This is a genomic window from Serratia sp. 22264 (assembly GCF_052045345.1).
Lineage (GTDB): Bacteria > Pseudomonadota > Gammaproteobacteria > Enterobacterales > Enterobacteriaceae > Serratia > Serratia plymuthica.
The window spans coordinates 35347-54946 of sequence record NZ_JBQEOY010000011.1; the positions used below are offsets into that span (position 1 = coordinate 35347).

Consider the following 19600-nt stretch of genomic DNA (forward strand, 5'->3'; position numbering starts at 1 on the left):
CCCCTCTGATATGCAAGAAAGTCATTATGTGGGGCGCTTTGCCCCATCGCCTTCCGGAGATCTGCATTTCGGTTCGCTGATTGCCGCTCTGGGAAGCTACCTCCAGGCTCGTGCCCAACGCGGGCAGTGGCTGGTTCGCATTGAAGATATTGACCCTCCGCGCGAAGTCGCCGGTGCGGCCGCCCGTATCTTATCCGCACTGGAACACTATGGTCTCCTCTGGGACGGCCAGGTCATCTATCAATCCCAACGTCACGAAGCCTACCGCGCAACCCTGGATCAACTGCAACAACAGGGGCTTAGCTATTTCTGCAATTGCACCCGTAGTCGTATCCAGCAAATTGGCGGTTTGTATGACGGCCACTGCCGTGATTTGCATCTTGGCCCGCAGGGCGCCGCTATCCGTTTACGTCAATCCGCACCGGTTTACGCCTTTCACGATCGCCTGCAAGGCGAGTTGCGGGCCGATCCGGCTCTGGCGCGAGAAGATTTTATCATTCGCCGACGCGATGGGTTGTTTGCCTATAATTTGGCTGTGGTGGTTGACGACCATTTCCAGGGCGTGACCGAAATCGTGCGCGGCGCCGATCTGATTGAACCGACGGTGCGCCAGATTGCGCTGTATCATCAGTTGCAGGCGCCGGTTCCCGCTTATGTGCATTTGCCACTGGCGCTGGGTGCGAACGGCATCAAGCTGTCGAAGCAAAATCATGCGCCCGCGCTGCCCGAAGGCGATCCTCGTCCGGTGCTGATCGCCGCGCTGAAATTTCTGCGTCAACCGCTGCCGGAAAGCTGGCAAGATCTTGACTTGCCGTTATTATTGAGCTGGGCTATAGCACACTGGAAGCTGGAAAATGTGCCCCGCCAGGTGGATGAAAACACATCGGCATTCTCAAAGGAGCCATGGTGAGCTATGATTAGCCGCTATTTTTTGTTAGCTCCATTTTTATCAGTCACTATCGAGGTGTACCATTTTTACCCGAGTAGCCAATTTCTGCCGTAAGGTACTAATCCGCGATGACAAGCCGCCCCGCGAGGATGCGCCGGTGAGCGATAAAAAGGTAATCCGCGAAGAAAGCGTGGTGGCTGAACAGCCTGCCGCGCCGCAACAACAACGGCACGCCGAAAGCGGCAGAGAAGCCCCTGCCCGCCGGCCGGCGCCGCGTAAGCGCCCACCTTTTCCCGCAGCGGAGGGAACCGGCCCCATGACCGTGATCCCACGCGATCAGCATTCAATCTCACGCAAAGACATCAGTGAGAATGCGCTGAAGGTGTTGTACCGCCTGAACAAATCCGGCTACGAAGCCTATCTGGTCGGTGGCGGCGTGCGCGATTTGTTGCTCGGCAAAAAGCCGAAAGATTTCGACATCACCACCAACGCCACGCCAGATCAGGTGCGCAAGCTGTTCCGCAACTGCCGCCTGGTCGGCCGCCGTTTCCGTCTGGCGCACGTGATGTTCGGGCCGGAAATCATCGAGGTTGCCACTTTCCGCGGCCACCACGAGCAGCAAACCCCGGAATCAGACAAGAATTCTTCCCAGCAGGCCCAAAATGGCATGCTGTTGCGCGACAACATCTTCGGTTCGATCGAAGAAGATGCTCAGCGCCGCGACTTCACTATCAACAGTCTGTATTACGGCGTGGCGGACTTCACCCTGCGTGATTACGTTGACGGTATGCGTGACCTGCAACAGGGCGTGATTCGCCTGATCGGCGATCCGGAAACCCGCTACCGCGAAGATCCGGTGCGCATGCTGCGTGCGGTGCGCTTTGCCGCCAAGCTCGACATGAGCATCAGCGACGAAACCGCCGAGCCGATCCCACGCCTGGCGTCGTTGCTGCATGAGATCCCGCCGGCGCGTCTGTTTGAGGAATCGCTCAAGCTGCTGCAGGCAGGTTACGGTTACCCAACCTATTTGAAACTGTGCGAATACCAGCTGTTCCAGCCGCTGTTCCCGCAGATAGCACGCCACTTCACGCCTAGCCATGACACGCCGATGGAGCGCATTTTAGTGCAGGTGCTGAAGAACACCGATTATCGGCTGCAGAACGACATGCGCGTCAACCCGGCGTTCCTGTTTGCTGCTATGCTTTGGTATCCGCTGCTGGAACATGCGCAGAAACTGGCGCAGGAAAGCGGGCTGGCGTATTACGACGCCTTCGCGCTGGCGATGAACGACGTGCTGGACGAACAGTGTCGCTCGCTGGCGATCCCGAAACGCATTACCACGTTGGTTCGCGATATCTGGCAGTTGCAGTTGCGCCTGTCTCGCCGTCAGGGCAAGCGTGCGCACAAGCTGATGGAACATCCGAAATTCCGCGCCGCTTATGATCTGCTGGCGCTGCGCGCCGAAGTGGAAGAAAACCAGGAAATGCTGCGTCTGACCGAATGGTGGGGCGAGTTCCAGGAAGCCACGCCGGCGCGCCAGAAAACCATGTTGAGCACTTTGGGTGACGACCCCGCGCCACGCCGCGCCCGTCAGCGTCGCCCTCGCCGCCGGACGCCGCGTAAAGAAGGAGCATAATGATCCGCGTTTATATCGCGCTGGGGAGTAACCTGGCGCAACCGCTGCAACAGGTAAAAGCCGCACTGGAGGCGCTGGAGCATCTTCCGCGCACCCGATTGATCCTTTGTTCGTCGTTTTACCGCACCAAGCCGCTGGGGCCGCAGAACCAGCCGGACTTTCTCAATGCGGTGGTGGCGCTGGATACCTTGCTGCCCGCCGAACAACTGCTCGATCATACCCAAGCGATAGAACGCAATCAGGGCCGTGTGCGCAAAGATGAGCGCTGGGGCCCGCGCACCCTCGATCTGGACATCATGCTGTATGGCGAGCAGGTTATTCATACCGATCGCCTGACAGTGCCGCATTACGGCCTGAAAGAACGCGAGTTCATGCTCTACCCGCTGGCTGAAATCGCCCCCGAGCTGGTGTTCCCGGACGGTGAGTCGTTGGCCAGTTGCCTGAAGCGCGTGCCGGAGAACGGCATGGAACTGTGGCATCAGCCCAAGCAAAAAGCCTGAATCGGGCGCAGCATGCGGCGCCCCCCTACAGCCTCACCTGAGCGACAAACCCGCCTTCTGCCCGGTTGGCAAAACTGATGCGCAGCCCGTGCAAACCGGCGATGCGCTGCACGATAGATAACCCCAGCCCGCTGCCGGTTTGCTCCTGGCCCGGCGGACGATAAAAACGCTCACCCAGCCGTACCAGGTGCTCCGCCGTTATCCCCGGTCCATTGTCTTCGACCGCCAGCAAACGCTCTGTAAGCCTCACAGTGACGGTGCCGCCCGCAGGCGTGTAACGTACTGCATTGTCCACCAAATTACGCACCAGCAGCGACAGCAGCAGCGCTTGGCCCTGTAACGGTGCCGGCATGCCCTGCTGTTCGTAACGCAACGTGACGCCGGCGGCGTGAGCATGACGATCCTGCTCCGCCAGCGTCATCGGCACTAGTCGGCTCCAGTCGACCGGCTCCAAATCGGCCAGATCCGACAGTGAATCCAGCCTCGACAGCGTCAGCAACTGATCGACCAAGCGAGTGGCACGATCGATGCTCACCGTCAGATTGTCCAGCGCATGTTCACGCATCGGCTCATCGTCACCGGCCAATTGCACCACTTCCGTCTGCACCCGCAGCGCCGCCAACGGGCTACGCAGCTCATGGGCAGCATCTGAGGTAAAACGCCGCTCACGCACCAGCAACGCATTGATGCGCGCAAACAGCGCGTTCAGCGCATCCACCAGCGGCCTGACTTCGGTCGGTACCTGACGCGCATCCAGCGGCGTAGCGTCGTCAGGCGCCCGCTTGCGCAGCCCGGCGGCCACCACGCGCAGTGGCCGCAGTTCACGCCCTACCATCAGCGCGATCAACAGCATCAGAATCGGCAGAGTCACCAACCACGGCACCAGTTGCCCGGTTACCATACCCAGCGCCATATCCCGCCGGTAATCCCACTCCTGGCCGACCACGATACGATAGCGGCCGTCCGGGCTGGTCAGCCACAGCAGCCGCCAACTGTCGTCATCACCCCGCCGTTCGCCATCGGTAAAACCTTCACGCTCGCCGTCAAAGCGGAAATCCGCGCCGCTTTCACCGTCATTGAGCAACATCTTGCCGTTACGGTCGAAGATGGCGAACGCCAACGCGTCGTCATCCTGCTTGCCTCGCTTACCGTGGTGCACCAACTTCTTGGTTTTCGGCAGGCTACGCACGCTTTCGTCGGCCAGCAAATCGCCCAGATTGGCGGTCGCCAGACGCTTGGCAAACAGCATCTGCTGGGTATCAAACACTTCATTGATGTTGTTGCGCGTCATCATCCACGCCACCAGGCTGGCGGAACACCAGGTCACCAGCGCCAGCAGGCTGAAAATCAGGATCAACCGCAACCGCAAGCTGAGATGTTTCACTCTACCTCCCCCAACGTGTAGCCCACGCCGTGAATGGTACGGATAAAAGCGTTACCTAACTTGCGCCGCAGGTGATGAATGTGCACTTCCACGGCATTACTGCTGACCTCGTCATCCCAGTTGTACAGTTTTTCCTGGATCAGCGACCGCGCCAGCACTCGTCCCTTGTTATGCAGGAACAGCTCCAGCACCGCCAGCTCACGCGGCGTCAAGGTTACCGGCTCGCCGTTACAGTTCACGCTGCGAGTGGCCGAGTCAAACACCAGGTTGCCATGCACCAGTTGCGGCATCAGTTGGCCATGACGGCGGCGGATCAACGCCTGCAGGCGCGCCGCGACTTCCGTTAGGGCGAAAGGTTTGCACAGGTAATCATCGGCACCGCTCTGCAGGCCGCTGACCCGTTGCTCCAGCGCATCGCGCGCGGTAAGGATCAGCACCGGCACATCATGGCCGGCCTGGCGCCACTGGCGCAATAAATCCAGCCCATCCAGGCCCGGCAAGCTGAGATCGAGGATCACCGCATCGTAAGGTGCGCTTTCCAGCGCGCTTTTGCCGACCAACCCGTCGGTAAACCAGTCCAGATTAAAACCGAGTTTGGTCAACCCGGCCTTGATGCCGTCACCGATTAACTTGTCATCTTCTATCAGCAGAATTCGCATGCTCCTCCCTTTTTCGCCATTACATCACAAGGTTCTTAAGAACCCCTTAAGCTTCAGATCTGCGCTACCCACCCCGTTAGGGTTACAGTAGAATGACAGCACTTTTTTGCAGCCAGGGCCCTGCGCGTACCGCGCGGCTCTATTCAGGAGACGTAGTGATGAAACCCACCACCGTGACCCATTTGCGCCAGTGGAAACAGGAGCAACGCAAGTTTGCTTCACTGACCGCCTACGATGCCAGCTTTGCCCAACTGTTTGAAGAGCAAGGCGTTAAAGTACTGCTGGTGGGCGATTCGCTGGGCATGACGCTGCAGGGTCACGACTCCACGCTGCCGGTCACCGTCGCCGACATCGCTTACCACACCCGAGCCGTACGCCGTGGCGCCCCGGCCTGCCTGCTGCTGGCTGACATGCCTTTCATGAGTTACGCCACCCCGGAACGGGCCTTCGCCAACGCCGCCGAACTGATGCAGGCCGGCGCCAATATGGTGAAACTGGAAGGCGGCAGTTGGCTGTGCGAAACGGTGAAAATGCTCACCGAGCGCGCCGTACCGGTATGCGGCCACCTCGGCCTGACTCCGCAGTCGGTGAACGTGTTCGGGGGCTACAAGGTGCAAGGCCGTGACGAGCTCGCCGCCAAACAACTGCTGGAAGATGCGCAAAATCTGGAGCTGGCCGGCATGCAACTGCTGGTGCTGGAGTGCGTACCGACCGAACTGGCGCGCAAGATCACCGAAGCGCTGTCCATTCCGGTGATCGGCATTGGCGCCGGCAACGTGACCGATGGCCAGATCCTGGTGATGCACGACGCCTTTGGCATTACCGGTGGCCATACGCCGAAATTCGCTAAAAACTTCCTGGCGCAAAGCGGCGATATTCGCCTGGCGGTGCAACAGTATATACAGGAAGTGGAGCAAGGCGCTTACCCCGCTGAAGAACACTCTTTTAATTAAGCGATCGTTCCAGGAGCTATCAATGATTATTATCGAAACCCTGCCTTTGCTGCGTCAGCAGATCCGCCGCTGGCGCCAGGACGGCAAACGCATCGCGTTGGTACCGACCATGGGCAATCTGCACGAAGGCCATATGACGCTGGTTGATGAAGCCCGCGCGCGCGCCGACATCGTGGTGGTCAGCATTTTCGTGAATCCGATGCAGTTCGAACGCCCTGACGATCTGGCGCGCTACCCGCGCACCCTGCAGGAGGACAGCGAAAAGCTGACCCGCCGCAACGTCGACCTGGTGTTCGCACCGGCGCCGGCCGATGTCTATCCGCAGGGGCTGGAACAGCAAACCTATGTCGACGTGCCGGGCATTTCCACCATGCTGGAAGGCGCCAGCCGCCCCGGTCATTTCCGCGGCGTCGCCACCATCGTCAGCAAACTGTTCAATCTGGTTCAGCCCAATCTGGCCTGTTTTGGCGAGAAGGACTACCAACAACTGGCGCTGATCCGCAAGATGGTGGCGGACATGGGGTACGACATCGATATCGTCGGCGTGCCGACCGTGCGCGCTAAAGACGGCCTGGCGCTCAGCTCGCGCAACGGCTACCTGACTGCCGAAGAACGCAAAATAGCCCCTCAGCTCAGCAAGATCATGAACGCATTGGCAGAGCAACTCAGCAACGGCGAGCGCCACGTCGACGATCTGCTGGAGCAAACCGCCGCGCACCTGCGCGCCGCCGGTTTCACCCCGGACGAACTGTTTATCCGTGACGCGGACAGCCTGCAACCGCTGGGTGTTGAAAGCCAACGCGCAGTGGTACTGATGGCCGCCTGGCTGGGCAAGGCGCGCCTGATCGACAACCAGCAGGTTGACCTGACGCTGTAAGCTACTTTTTGTGCAATCGTCACTGTTTCAACCCCTCTGAAAGTAGACATGGAGGGACTTATCGGTGACGATAAACGCCGGATGGATGTTCAACCTCAATCGCCTGTGAAGGCTGATACTCAGTTAGGTAAAGTTATGATACGTACTATGCTGCAAGGCAAGCTGCATCGGGTGAAAGTGACTCAGGCCGACTTGCACTATGAAGGCTCCTGCGCCATCGATCAGGATTTCCTGGAGGCCGCGGGCATTCTGGAATATGAAGCTATAGATATTTATAACGTTGATAACGGTCAGCGTTTCTCGACCTACGCCATCGCCGCTGAACGCGGTTCGCACATCATTTCGGTCAACGGCGCGGCGGCACGTTGCGCCTGCGTGGGCGACAAATTGATCATCTGCTCTTACGTGCAAATGAGCGATGCCGATGCCCGCCAGCACCACCCGAAAGTCGCCTATTTCGAAGGTGACAACAACCTGCAACGCAAAGCGAAAGCCGTGCCGGTTCAGGTAGCCTGAGAATAAAAACGGGCGCCTTTCAGCGCCCGTTTCCTGTTATTGCACCACCACCGCCCCCGGCTTGTTGGCTATCCTGTCCGCCATGGTCTGAATGGAGTCGGTACGCAGAATATACAGTCGCTTCAGCGTATACGGATTATCCCCCGGCTTTACCTTACCCTGCACCGTGGTCACCGCCATGTGGAAACCGGCGTCTTTCGCCGCCTGTATCGCCCGCTGGTTGTAGCCGCCAAACGGATAGGATACGTACAGCACGTGCGGATTAAACTGCGACAGCGCGCGGCGCGAACGCTCAAAATCGAATTCGATATTGTGCAGCGAACGGCTCAGCAGAATAGGCTGGCGGTTGCCGTCGGTACGGTGCAGGAAATGCGTATGTGACTGCACGTCGAACACGTCCTGTATCTGCTTCAGTTCGGAAATGCTCATAAACTGCAGCGAGTCCGGGTTCCACTTCTGCGGATGGCGTTTGATGCGCGAAGAAATAATAAACGCCGTTGCGCGGAAGCCGTAGTCCTTCAATACCGGATAGGCATAGCGATAGACCGACTTCAGCCCGTCATCAAAGGTCAATACCACCGCCTTGCCCGGCAGATTGATCTGATTCTTCAGGTAGGCTTCCAACTGATACAGGGAAATGGTGTCATAACCGGCCTGCTTCAGGTAGGTCATCTGGTTGCTGAACGCCACGTCCGAAGTGGTGGTCGAGGTATGGCGGAAACGCTTGTTCTCTTCGTTTTTCAGCAGATGGTGGTAGGTCAACACCGGAATGCCGGTGTCGATTTCGCAATCCAGCTCGCTGATATAGCCCAGACGATCGCCAATATTGATCTCATACCAGGTATTGTTCAGCCGATCCTTCAGTTTGCCGATGATCGGATAACGCAGGTTCTCTTCCAGCACGCCAAACACTTCGCTGGCGTTATCCGCCTCGGTATAGACGTTGATCGCCTTCTGAGTGATCAGGTTCTGATTGGTCAGCGGCTTATTCAGCTCACCGAGATCGTCTTGCACCTGGCGAGATTTTTTGAGGTTGCGCACGTCGTCTTTATCGATAAACCCCGTGCCGTGACCAAACTTGAATTCGTAATATTCCGCATCCGCCGGGAACACCTGAATCAGCTGCCCCTGCTTCACTTCTCCGACCGGGATAACATGCTCGCCAATCAGCGAATAAACCTCGCTGTCGCGTTGCGCTTCCATATATTCAGATTTAACAGCGCTGTCTTCCGACAACAAATTTGCCAGCGTCGCCGGAGAAGCGAGTGACATCAGGATGCCGAGTAGCCCAGCCGCTATCTTGTGTTGAGGCCGCATGGTTATGTTCTGCTTACGAGTGCGTGATAAAAATGGAGAAAATGTGGAGCGCCAGCATAGCACGATTTGAACATCAGGGAGAAAGGGGTTATGTGAGCAATTCTATTGATTTATGTGATGCCGGCTTCAGATCGATAACAGCGCCCCCGAACGCGGGTCCGGGGGCGTCAGTACATCAGGTGCGCAGGCCACGACCGCGCTCTATCAGGTACCAGGACAGCAGATAGAACACCAGGATAAACGCCACCAGCACCGCCATGGTCAGCACCAACGGCACATCACTGATGCCGAGGAAGCCGTAGCGGAAACCGCTGATCATATAGACGATCGGGTTCAGTTTGGACACCGCCTGCCAGAACGGCGGCAGCAGCGTCAGCGAATAGAAAACCCCGCCCAGATAGGTCAGCGGCGTCAATACGAACGTCGGGATCAGGCTGATGTCGTCAAAGGTAGTGGCGAACACCGCGTTGATCAGGCCCGCCAGCGAGAACAGGATTGCCGTCAGCAGCAGCGTGAGCACAATCACCCACCAGGCATGCACCTGAAGCGGCACAAAGAACAGCGAGATCACCGTCACCAGCACGCCGACGCAAATGCCGCGCGCCACGCCGCCGCCGACGTAACCGGCAATCACCACATGAGTCGGCACCGGCGCCACCAGCAACTCTTCGATATTGCGCTGGAACTTGGCGCTGAAAAACGACGATGCAACGTTGGCGTACGAGTTGGTGATTACCGCCATCATAATCAGGCCGGGCACGATAAACTGCATGTAATCAAAACCGTGCATATCGCCAATGCGCGAACCAATCAGGTTGCCGAAGATGATGAAATACAGCGTCATGGTGATCACCGGCGGCACCAGGGTCTGGATCCAGATACGGGCAAAACGGTTGATCTCTTTGGCCCAGATACTCTGTAAAGCCACCCAATACAAACGCGTCATGCTTTTTCTCCATTACCGTTAACCAGGGTGACAAACAGCTCTTCCAGTCGGTTAGCCTTATTACGCATGCTCAATACCTGCACCCCCTGCGCGCTGAGCTGAGCGAACAAGCCGTTCAAGCCCTGCTCGCGCATCACTTCCACTTCCAGCGTTGAGGTATCCGTCAGGCGGTTGCGATAGCCATCCAGCTTCGGCAAGGGGCTTTTGGCCGCCAGATCGAGGATAAAGGTTTCGGACTTCAGCTTGGCCAGCAATCCTTTCATTGAGGTGTTTTCCACCAGTTCCCCGTTCTGGATGATGCCGATATTGCGGCACAGCATTTCCGCCTCTTCCAGATAGTGGGTGGTGAGGATAATGGTCGTGCCCTGGGCGTTCAGCTCTTTCAGGAAGCCCCACATGGAGCGGCGCAGTTCGATATCCACCCCAGCCGTCGGCTCATCGAGGATCAGCAGCTTTGGCTGGTGCATCAAGGCGCGGGCGATCATCAGACGGCGTTTCATACCGCCGGAAAGCATGCGGGCGCGTTCATCGCGCTTGCCCCACAGATCCAACTGGGTCAGGTATTTTTCCGCACGCGCCAACGCTTCGCGCCGGGTCACGCCGTAGTAACCCGCCTGATTGACCACAATCTGCATGACGGTTTCAAACGGGTTAAAGTTGAATTCTTGCGGCACCAGCCCGAGTTGGCGCTTGGCGTTAACGATATCTTTATCGATGTCATAGCCGAACACCCGTACGCTGCCGGCCGTTTTGTTCACCAGCGAGCTGATAATGCCGATGGTGGTAGATTTTCCAGCGCCGTTTGGCCCTAACAGGGCATAAAAATCCCCCGCTTCGACGTTAAGATCGATCCCGCGCAATGCCTTGACGCCACCCGCGTAGGTCTTGGTCAACTGCGCTAATTCCAGTGCATAATTCATAAGTTAGAAAGTACCTTGTGACGATGAGTATGCTGCCGCGTCTTGTAATAGAGATGATCTTATCATCAGCAGCGATTTCACTGAGGCGAATCCGTGCGGAAAAAAGCGTAACTGTTCCGATTTCCAAATTGTGACGCTTGTCCTATATTAGCCCAACGCAATCTGTTTGTTACAGGCCTATAACCCTCCATGAAAGAAATCGAAACGCTTATCGCCAACAACAAAGCCTGGTCGGCCAATATCAACCAGGAAGACCCAGACTTTTTTGAACGTTTATCCCAGGCGCAAAAGCCCCGCTTTTTATGGATAGGTTGCTCGGACAGCCGCGTCCCGGCAGAAAGACTGACCGGGTTGGAACCTGGCGAACTCTTTGTCCATCGCAATGTGGCAAACCTGGTGGTTCACACCGATCTTAACTGTCTGTCGGTCGTGCAGTATGCGGTGGATGTGCTGGAGGTTGAACATATCATCATCTGCGGCCATCTGGGCTGCGGCGGTGTTCAAGCGGCGGTCGAGAACCCGGAGCTGGGGCTTATCAACAACTGGCTGCTGCATATCCGCGACCTGTGGTACAAGCACAGTTCGCTGCTGGGCGAACTGGATCCGGAACAGCGTCTCGACGTGCTGTGTGAAATCAACGTGATCGAACAGGTGTACAACCTGGGTCACTCCACCATTATGCAATCGGCCTGGAAACGCGGCCAGAAAGTGACGATTCACGGTTGGGTGTACGGGATTCAAGACGGACGGCTGCGCGATCTGGAAGTGGCTGCCACCAGCCGCGAGAGCCTGGAAATGGGGTATCGCAAGGCGATGTCCAAACTGCAGCAGGACAAGGGCGTAAAAGCCTAAAGCGTTATCTTGCTCTCAATGTGGGCGCGGCCAAGCCGCGCCCCTGCCGATTACTCGTCCAGCAGCACCACTTTGCCGACGTACGGCAGGTGACGATAACGCTGAGCGTAGTCAATGCCGTAGCCCACCACGAACTCGTCCGGGATCGAAAACCCGACGAACTCCACCGGCACTTCCACCTCACGGCGCTCGGGTTTGTCCAGCAAGGTACAGATCGCCAGAGATTTCGGCCCGCGCAGCGCCAAAATTTCGCGCACTTTATTCAGCGTATTGCCGGAATCAATGATGTCTTCGACGATCAGCACGTCTTTGCCGCGGATGTCTTCATCAAGATCCTTGAGGATTTTCACATCGCGGGTGGTGGACATGCCGCTGCCGTAACTCGAGGCGGTCATAAAGTCGACTTCGTGCGGCACTTCAATCGTGCGACACAGATCGGCCATGAACATGAAGGAACCGCGCAGCAGCCCGACCAACACCATATCACTGCCGCTATCGCGGTAATGTTCGGTGATTTGACGGCCAAGTTCGGCGATACGGGTCTTAACTTCCTGCTCGGAAATCATTACGTCTACAGTGTGTTTCATAGGTTTCAGGTCAGTTGCCGGAAGAAGGGCGCAGAGTTTAGCATAGCCTGAAGCCGGTGGCGACGCGAGTGCGCCGCCACTCCTGCTCTAGTCGCTTACGGTAAAGCCCATCATCATGCCGGTATCCTCATGCTCCAGCAGGTGACAATGCGCCATATAGGCATGTTCACTGCTAGCCGGATGATCAAAACGCACCAGCACTTCACTGCGCCACCCCTCGACGCGCACCGTGTCTTTCCAGCCGCTGCGGTGGGCCGCCGGCGGCTTGCCGTTCTCCGAAAGGATACGGAACTGGGTGCCGTGGATATGGAACGGGTGCAGCATCATGTCGCCTTCGCCGGACAGGGTCCATTTCTCGTACTTGCCGCGTTTGGCTTCAAACGCCGGTTTGGTCATATCAAAGGCCTTGCCGTTGATCTTATTGCCGTGGCTGAAGTCGAAAGCCTTGGCGCCGTGATCCATGCCCTTCATGTTGCCGTGATCCATACCTTTCATGCTGCCATGATCCATGCCCTGCATATTGCCATGATCCATGCCTTTCATGCTGCCATGATCCATGCCGGCCATTCCGCCATCGCTGTTGCTCATGCTGCCGTGATCCATGCTCATCCCGGCCATCGCCTGATGGCCGTAACGATCCATCAACGCCTGCATGCCCAGCTTGTCCAACTGCGGGTCCATCATCAGTTGCAGCCAGCGCTCCTGAAGCCCGGCCAGCGGCGGCAGCGCCGGCAGTTTCACCAGGCTGTCCGGCATCGTTTTGATTCCCTGCGCCAGCGAAGGCTGAATGCGCAACACCGGCAGCGGCTGGTCGAACGGTGCCAGCGTCATGCCCATCTGTTTGACCGGCAGCGTGACGATGTCGAACGGCTTGCCGTCCGAGGCATCCACCAGCACTTCAAAGCGTTCACCCATCAGCATCGGCAATTCGGTCAGCTTCACCGGTTCGGCCAGGAACCCCCCGTCACTGGCGATAACGTATAACGGCCGATTATCGCTGGCCGCCAGGTTCAGCGAGCGTGCATTGCAGCCGTTGAGAAAACGTAACCGCAACCAGCCGCGCGGCGCAACGTGCTGCGGATATTGGGCGCCGTTGGTGAACATACGGTCGCCGAACCAGCCAACTGCGGCGCTCATCACGTCCAGTTGGTATTCAATCTGTGCGTCTTTGCCCAACCGTTTGTCCTGCAGGATCACCGGAATATCATCCAGCCCCCAGGTCTTCGGCAACGGCAGCTTGCTGCTCTCGTCGTCTTCCAGCAGCACCAGCCCCGCCAGCCCCATCATCACCTGATGGCCGGTTTTGCCGTGGGTATGCGGATGGAACCAACAGGTGGCCGCGGGCTGTTCAACAGTGAAACTCACTCTGCGCGTGGTACCCGGTTGAATCAGCGCCTGCGGGCCACCATCGACATCGCCGGGGATTTCCAACCCGTGCCAGTGGACCGTGCTGGCCTCCGGCAAGCCGTTTTTGATATCGACCGTCACCGGTTTGCCGCGCTGTAGCCGCACCGCAGGCCCCAGCAGCGCTCCGTTGACGCCCCAGGTTTGGGTCGCTTTGCCCGGCAACCAGTTCATTTCACCGGTTTGCAGCGCCAGCGCGATTTTTCCCTGTGCGTCCGGCATCAACAGCGGTGGGATCGGCAACGCCGGCAACCCGGCTGCCCACGCGCTTCGGCTCCACAGCGGTAAGGCGCTTGCCGCGCCCAGCGCAGCGGTCAATTTGATAAAATCACGGCGTAACATCGCTGACTCCCTTTTCTCAGTGATATGTACCCTATGGCTTTCAAGTTCCAGCTCATTCATCCCCTGTCAATCGGGGCGCTAGCGCAGGTAATAACGCCGCAGCTTGAAAGACAACAGGTATAACTTTCATGCCAGACAGCCTAAACCCTCCCCTTAGCGGAAGGTCAAGCCTTTGCTGCCGGTTATGTTATCCGCAAGTAATAAAATTTGGTGCCTTTACAGGCAAGTGTGATAACGTTTGCAGACAATAAACAGGTCTATTTTCATGATGAAAAAAACAACGTTACTGGTGCTGCTGCTCACCATGCTGGGGTTCTCCAACGCCAGTCTGGCGCTCAATGAGTCTGAGGCGGAAGATCTGGCCGATCTGACGGCGGTATTTATTTATCTGAAAAACGATTGCGGCTACAACGACTTGCCCAACGCGCAAATCAAACGTGCCATCGTTTATTTCGCCCAGCAAAACCGCTGGGATTTGAGCAACTATAATAGCTACAACATGAAGGCGCTGGGTGAAGACAGCTATCGCGATCTCAGTGGCATCGCCATCCCTACCCCCAACAAATGCAAATCTCTGGCACGCGATTCGCTGAGCCTGCTGGCGTACGCCAACTAATTCCTTCTGCCTTCCGCTACCTCTGTTTGAAATTCAGCCGTGCATCACCAGGCAGAGTTAGCTATGATGTTGCGCCAATTTTTCATGGCCGTTATTACGGAGTTCCCGCACATGACCCAGAAAGAAATTTGGTATGAAACGCTGCATGCCAACTTCGGCCAGTACTTCTCGGTAGAGAATGTGCTGTACCGCGAGAAGACCGAGCATCAGGATTTGGTGATTTTTGAAAACCCGGTGCTGGGGCGCGTGATGGCGCTCGACGGCGTGGTGCAAACCACCGAGCGCGATGAGTTCATTTATCACGAAATGATGACCCACGTTCCGTTGCTGGCACATGGCCAGGCGAAGAAAGTGTTGATCATCGGCGGCGGTGACGGCGGCATGCTGCGTGAAGTCAGCCGCCATCGGGGCGTAGAGCAGATCACCATGGTCGAGATCGACGCCGGGGTGGTGGAGTTCTGCCGCCAGTACCTGCCTAATCACAATGCCGGCTCCTACGACGACCCGCGCTTCAAGCTGGTGATCGACGACGGCGTCAACTTCGTTAATCAGACCGATGAAAAATTCGATGTGATTATCTCGGACTGCACCGATCCGATCGGCCCCGGCGAAAGCCTGTTCACCTCGGCGTTCTACGAAGGCTGCGCACGCTGCCTGAACGAGGGCGGCATTTTTGTCGCGCAAAACGGCGTCTGCTTCCTGCAACAGGACGAAGCGGTCAACAGCCATGCCAAACTAAGCCAATATTTCAACGACGTCAGCTTCTATCAGGCGGCGATCCCGACCTATTACGGCGGCATCATGACCTTCGCCTGGGCGAGCCAAAACCCGGCGCTGCGTCAGCTCGATTTATCCGCCCTGCAACATCGCTTTAATCAAAGCGGCCTAAACTGCCGTTATTACAACCCGGCGATCCACGCAGGCAGCTTTGCCCTGCCACAGTACTTGCTCAACGCACTGAACGTTACACGTTAAGCGAGAAGATAAGGAGGTGAACCCAATTGCAAAAGCTAAAACTGCACGGCTTCAACAACCTGACGAAGAGCCTGAGTTTTTGTATTTACGATATTTGTTACGCCAAAACCGCGGATGACCGCGATGGCTATATCGCCTACATTGACGAGCAATACAACGCCAATCGCCTGACCGAGATCCTGAGTGAAACCTGCTCGATCATTGGCGCAAATATTCTGAACGTCGCACGTCAGGACTACGAGCCTCAGGGCGCCAGCGTGACCATATTGGTCAGCGAAGAACCGGTCGACCCGAAAGATGTAGATACTTCGGAACAGCCTGGCCCCCTCTCAAAGACGGTGGTCGCACACCTGGACAAGAGCCACATCTGCGTTCATACCTATCCGGAAAGCCACCCAGAAGGCGGGTTGTGCACCTTCCGCGCCGATATTGAAGTGTCGACCTGTGGCGTGATTTCACCGCTGAAAGCGCTGAATTACCTGATCCACCAGTTGGAATCCGACATCGTCACCATGGATTACCGTGTGCGCGGCTTTACCCGCGACGTAAATGGCGTGAAGCATTACATCGATCATGAGATCAACTCGATCCAGAACTTTATGTCTGACGATATGAAGGCGCTGTACCACATGATGGACGTCAACGTTTACCAGGAGAACATCTTCCATACCAAGATGCTGCTGAAGGATTTCGATCTGAAGCATTACCTGTTTAACGCCAAGCCGGAAGCCCTGAGTGAGGCCGAGCGTAAAGAGATTACCGATCTGCTGTGGAAAGAGATGCAAGAAATCTATTACGGCCGCAATATTCCGCACTTGTAATGGGTTAAGGGTGCGGCCATACACACGCCGCGCCCTTACATTTAATATTTGAGCATAAAAGAACGGTAGGCCTTCAGCACCGCGAGGAAGTCTTCGACGCCGCAGAATGAGAGGCTTTCTTCATCATAATAATTCATCCCCTCTTCCATCTCGTCGCCTTCAAACGCCAATAGATTGGCGCGGATCATCACCTCTTCACCGTCCATCAGCAATGTATATTCGTGGCCTTCCAACTGCCATTGACGCTCACTGCCTTTGACTTCCGCCGCCCCGGCTTCGATCCGATCCAGCAGGTTGAAGTCGCCTTTGACTTCCTCATTGATCCAGTGGCCAATCGCTTCATGCCCCATCGAAAATCTGACCACCACCTGACCGGTCACGTCACGCAGAAATTCGTAATCCATAGCACGCCCTCCTGAGCCTTTTTCTTAGTGTAAACATTAATTCATGACTAACTCAGCGAGCGCTCGCAAAGTTGGCAACTGAGCAAAATAAAACGGGAGGCCAAGGCCTCCCGTTGAACAGTTGCGCAATATAGCGGCTTAAACGGCGGTTTGGAAGATCACGCCGTCGGCTTTTTCGGTGTACTGGCCCAGTTGGTCGAAGTTCAGGTAGCGGTAAGTATCCGCCGCCGTTTTATCGACCTGTTCCATGTACGTTTGATACTCGTCCGGCGTTGGCAAACGGCCCAGCAGCGAAGCAACCGCCGCCAGTTCTGCAGAGGCCAGATAAACGTTGGCACCGGTACCCAGACGGTTCGGGAAGTTACGGGTAGAGGTGGAAACCACCGTCGCGCCGTCGGCCACTCGCGCCTGGTTACCCATGCACAGTGAACAACCCGGGATCTCGATACGCGCACCGCTCTTGCCGAACACGCTGTAATAGCCCTCTTCGGTCAGTTGAGCCGCATCCATCTTGGTCGGCGGCGCAACCCACAGGCGGGTCGGCAATTGACCCTTGTGCTGGTCCAACAGCTTGCCGGCGGCGCGGAAGTGGCCGATGTTGGTCATGCAAGAACCGATGAACACTTCATCGATCTTGCTGTTAGCCACGTCGGACAGCAGGCGCGCGTCGTCAGGATCGTTCGGCGCACACAGGATTGGCTGAGTGATCTCTGCCAGATCGATGTCGATCACCGCAGCGTATTCCGCATCCGCATCGCCTTCCAGCAGTTGCGGATCCGCCAGCCATTTCTGCATACCCTGAATGCGGCGCTCCAGCGTACGGCGATCGCCGTAACCTTCGGAGATCATCCACTTCAGCAGCACGATGTTGGAGTTCAGGTACTCTTCGATCGGTGCCTTATCCAGCTTGATGGTACAACCGGCAGCGGAACGTTCGGCAGAGGCGTCGGTCAGTTCAAACGCCTGCTCGACTTTCAGCTCCGGCAAGCCTTCGATTTCCAGAATACGGCCGGAGAAGATGTTCTTCTTGCCCTTCTTCTCAACGGTCAGCAGGCCCTGCTGGATCGCGTAGTAAGGAATGGCGTGCACCAGATCGCGCAGAGTAATGCCAGGCTGCATCTTGCCTTTGAAGCGCACCAGGACAGACTCGGGCATATCCAGCGGCATAACGCCGGTCGCTGCGGCAAATGCCACCAGACCGGAGCCGGCCGGGAAGGAAATACCGATCGGGAAACGGGTGTGGGAGTCACCGCCGGTGCCGACGGTATCCGGCAACAGCATGCGATTCAGCCAAGAGTGAATAACGCCGTCGCCCGGACGCAGCGATACGCCGCCACGGTTCATGATAAAGTCCGGCAGCGTGTGGTGAGTGGTCACATCAACCGGTTTCGGGTACGCGGCGGTATGACAGAACGACTGCATGACCAGATCGGCGGAGAAGCCCAGGCATGCAAGGTCCTTCAGTTCGTCACGGGTCATCGGGCCGGTGGTGTCCTGAGAACCTACGGAGGCCATCTTCGGCTCGCAGTATTCGCCCGGACGCACGCCGGCAACGCCACAGGCGCGGCCCACCATTTTCTGCGCCAGCGAGAAGCCCTTGTTGCTGGAGGCAACTTCTTTGGCGATACGGAACACATCGCTGTGCGGCAGGCCCAGCGCTTCACGCGCCTTGGTGGTCAAACCACGGCCGATAATCAGCGGGATACGGCCGCCGGCGCGCACTTCATCCAACAATACGTCGGTTTTCAGTTCGAAGTTGGCGATCAGTTCGCCGGTTTCGTGGTTGCGCACTTCGCCTTTGTACGGGTAAACGTCGATCACGTCGCCCATGTTCAGCTCGGAAACGTCCACTTCAATCGGCAAGGCACCGGCATCTTCCATGGTATTGAAGAAGATAGGTGCGATTTTACTGCCCAGCACCACACCGCCACCGCGCTTGTTCGGCACATACGGGATGTCGTCGCCCATAAACCACAGCACAGAGTTGGTGGCGGACTTACGGGAAGAACCGGTACCGACCACGTCGCCGACGTAGGCCAGCGGGAAACCTTTCTTGTTCAGCAGCTCGATTTGCTTAATCGGGCCAACGCTGCCCGGCTGATCCGGCACTATGCCTTCACGTTCGTTTTTCAGCATCGCCAGGGCGTGCAATGGGATGTCCGGACGCGACCAGGCATCCGGCGCCGGCGACAGATCGTCAGTGTTGGTTTCGCCGGTGACTTTGAATACGGTAACGGTGATTTTTTCCGCCAGTTTCGGGCGTGACAGATACCACTCGGCATCGGCCCAGGACTGCATAATCTGTTTGGCGTGCGGGTTACCCGCCTTGGCTTTCTCTTCCACGTCGTAGAAGTTGTCAAACATCAGCAGCGTATGAGAAAGCGCTTTGGCGGCTATAGCGGCCAGTTTTTCGTTATCCAGCGCGTCGATTAGCGGATGAATGTTGTAACCGCCCTGCATGGTGCCCAACAGTTCTACGGCTTTCTCGGGGGTAATCAGGGGAGAGGTCGCTTCACCTTTGGCGATGGCCGCCAAGAAACCTGCTTTGACGTAGGCGGCTTCGTCGACGCCTGGTGGAACACGGTTAATCAGCAGGTCTAACAGGAATTCTTCTTCGCCTTGTGGCGGATTCTTTAATGATTCAACCAGCGCTGCCATTTGGGTGGCGTCTAACGGCTTAGGGACGATGCCCTCTGCAGCACGCTCGGCTACGTGCTTACGGTATTCTTCTAGCACGACATTCTCCTCGCTCTCATTGTCATTTATTGTGCCTGGCGTTTATACCCGTCGTCTTTCAAGCCGCAGTGTTGTTACCTGCGTTCAGTTATGTGGCCCGTCCATGGGCCACACCCCTTCGGGGCCGCTGCGAGCAGCGTTCAAATCTGCTCCCGGCAGATTTGTCACCCCAGTTACTTACCTAAGTAAGCGCCTGGGGATGAACGAACTGGGCGCCTAACTGCAACTTGAAAGCCATAGGGCATATGTTCAAACCGGGTTTAGCG

19 protein-coding genes are annotated in these 19600 nt (G+C 57.0%); 10 read left to right on the plus strand and 9 right to left on the minus strand.

Annotated features, from left to right (window positions below; translation table 11 throughout):
- Positions 1-10 precede the first annotated feature (10 nt).
- The 3 genes from gluQRS (at position 11) to folK (ending at position 3025) form a co-directional block, all read left to right on the plus strand.
- Positions 11-910, plus strand: coding sequence for a tRNA glutamyl-Q(34) synthetase GluQRS (gene gluQRS, locus ACTJJ1_RS24395; protein WP_004947865.1), 900 nt, complete (start codon positions 11-13; stop codon positions 908-910).
- 61 nt (positions 911-971) lie between these two features.
- Positions 972-2525 carry a polynucleotide adenylyltransferase PcnB gene (pcnB, locus tag ACTJJ1_RS24400; protein WP_122289075.1) on the plus strand — a complete coding sequence of 518 codons (1554 nt, stop codon included), beginning with the start codon at positions 972-974 and terminating at the stop codon, positions 2523-2525.
- Positions 2525-3025 carry a 2-amino-4-hydroxy-6-hydroxymethyldihydropteridine diphosphokinase gene (gene folK, locus ACTJJ1_RS24405; RefSeq protein ID WP_004947882.1) on the plus strand — a complete coding sequence of 167 codons (501 nt, stop codon included), beginning with the start codon at positions 2525-2527 and terminating at the stop codon, positions 3023-3025. Before pcnB ends, folK begins: the two co-directional genes overlap by 1 nt.
- Positions 3026-3050: 25 nt before the next feature.
- Here the strand turns inward: folK and qseC are convergent, their stop codons facing one another.
- Both qseC and qseB read right to left on the minus strand, forming a co-directional pair.
- Positions 3051-4409, minus strand: coding sequence for a quorum sensing histidine kinase QseC (qseC, locus tag ACTJJ1_RS24410; protein WP_006327864.1), 1359 nt, complete (start codon positions 4407-4409; stop codon positions 3051-3053).
- A complete protein-coding gene (gene qseB, locus ACTJJ1_RS24415; RefSeq protein ID WP_004947887.1) occupies positions 4406-5068 on the minus strand; it encodes a quorum sensing response regulator transcription factor QseB in 663 nt (220 codons plus the stop codon). Before qseB ends, qseC begins: the two co-directional genes overlap by 4 nt.
- 158 nt (positions 5069-5226) lie before the next feature.
- Between qseB and panB the strand changes: the two genes are divergently transcribed.
- The 3 genes from panB to panD all read left to right on the plus strand — a co-directional run bounded on the left by panB (position 5227) and on the right by panD (position 7414).
- Entirely contained in the window at positions 5227-6021 is a 795-nt protein-coding gene (gene panB, locus ACTJJ1_RS24420; protein WP_041417166.1) for a 3-methyl-2-oxobutanoate hydroxymethyltransferase, read from the plus strand.
- A gap of 22 nt (positions 6022-6043) precedes the next feature.
- Complete coding sequence (panC, locus tag ACTJJ1_RS24425) at positions 6044-6898, plus strand: pantoate--beta-alanine ligase (protein WP_037433611.1); 855 nt, start codon at positions 6044-6046, stop codon at positions 6896-6898.
- A gap of 135 nt (positions 6899-7033) precedes the next feature.
- The gene (gene panD, locus ACTJJ1_RS24430; protein WP_004947897.1) at positions 7034-7414 is read left to right on the plus strand and encodes an aspartate 1-decarboxylase; all 381 of its coding nucleotides are present in this window, start codon (positions 7034-7036) and stop codon (positions 7412-7414) included.
- A 36-nt stretch (positions 7415-7450) separates the two neighbouring features.
- Here the strand turns inward: panD and ACTJJ1_RS24435 are convergent, their stop codons facing one another.
- The 3 genes from ACTJJ1_RS24435 to ACTJJ1_RS24445 form a co-directional block, all read right to left on the minus strand.
- Positions 7451-8731, minus strand: coding sequence for a polysaccharide deacetylase family protein (locus tag ACTJJ1_RS24435; RefSeq protein ID WP_004947899.1), 1281 nt, complete (start codon positions 8729-8731; stop codon positions 7451-7453).
- 175 nt (positions 8732-8906) lie between these two features.
- The gene (locus ACTJJ1_RS24440) at positions 8907-9677 is read right to left on the minus strand and encodes an ABC transporter permease (RefSeq protein ID WP_004947902.1); all 771 of its coding nucleotides are present in this window, start codon (positions 9675-9677) and stop codon (positions 8907-8909) included.
- Positions 9674-10597, minus strand: coding sequence for an ABC transporter ATP-binding protein (locus tag ACTJJ1_RS24445; RefSeq protein WP_004947905.1), 924 nt, complete (start codon positions 10595-10597; stop codon positions 9674-9676). Before ACTJJ1_RS24445 ends, ACTJJ1_RS24440 begins: the two co-directional genes overlap by 4 nt.
- 189 nt (positions 10598-10786) lie before the next feature.
- Here ACTJJ1_RS24445 and can point away from each other — a divergent pair, with 189 nt between their 5' ends.
- Positions 10787-11449, plus strand: coding sequence for a carbonate dehydratase (can, locus tag ACTJJ1_RS24450; RefSeq protein ID WP_004947908.1), 663 nt, complete (start codon positions 10787-10789; stop codon positions 11447-11449).
- A gap of 50 nt (positions 11450-11499) precedes the next feature.
- Here can and hpt read toward each other — a convergent pair whose 3' ends face one another.
- Positions 11500-12036 carry a hypoxanthine phosphoribosyltransferase gene (gene hpt / locus ACTJJ1_RS24455; protein ID WP_004947911.1) on the minus strand — a complete coding sequence of 179 codons (537 nt, stop codon included), beginning with the start codon at positions 12034-12036 and terminating at the stop codon, positions 11500-11502.
- Positions 12037-12123: 87 nt separating this feature from the next.
- Positions 12124-13782 carry a multicopper oxidase CueO gene (cueO, locus tag ACTJJ1_RS24460; protein ID WP_122289073.1) on the minus strand — a complete coding sequence of 553 codons (1659 nt, stop codon included), beginning with the start codon at positions 13780-13782 and terminating at the stop codon, positions 12124-12126.
- Positions 13783-14050: 268 nt separating this feature from the next.
- Between cueO and ACTJJ1_RS24465 the strand changes: the two genes are divergently transcribed.
- The 3 genes from ACTJJ1_RS24465 to speD all read left to right on the plus strand — a co-directional run bounded on the left by ACTJJ1_RS24465 (position 14051) and on the right by speD (position 16194).
- Positions 14051-14398 (plus strand): YacC family pilotin-like protein, encoded by a 348-nt coding sequence (locus ACTJJ1_RS24465; RefSeq protein WP_006327880.1) that lies wholly within the window; start codon positions 14051-14053, stop codon positions 14396-14398.
- A 111-nt stretch (positions 14399-14509) separates the two neighbouring features.
- Entirely contained in the window at positions 14510-15373 is an 864-nt protein-coding gene (speE, locus tag ACTJJ1_RS24470; RefSeq protein WP_004947920.1) for a polyamine aminopropyltransferase, read from the plus strand.
- 26 nt (positions 15374-15399) lie between these two features.
- A complete protein-coding gene (gene speD / locus ACTJJ1_RS24475) occupies positions 15400-16194 on the plus strand; it encodes an adenosylmethionine decarboxylase (protein ID WP_004947924.1) in 795 nt (264 codons plus the stop codon).
- A 41-nt stretch (positions 16195-16235) separates the two neighbouring features.
- Here the strand turns inward: speD and yacL are convergent, their stop codons facing one another.
- Positions 16236-16598 carry a protein YacL gene (yacL, locus tag ACTJJ1_RS24480; RefSeq protein ID WP_004947927.1) on the minus strand — a complete coding sequence of 121 codons (363 nt, stop codon included), beginning with the start codon at positions 16596-16598 and terminating at the stop codon, positions 16236-16238.
- A gap of 138 nt (positions 16599-16736) precedes the next feature.
- Positions 16737-19334 carry a bifunctional aconitate hydratase 2/2-methylisocitrate dehydratase gene (gene acnB / locus ACTJJ1_RS24485; protein ID WP_004947931.1) on the minus strand — a complete coding sequence of 866 codons (2598 nt, stop codon included), beginning with the start codon at positions 19332-19334 and terminating at the stop codon, positions 16737-16739.
- Positions 19335-19600: the final 266 nt, after the last annotated feature.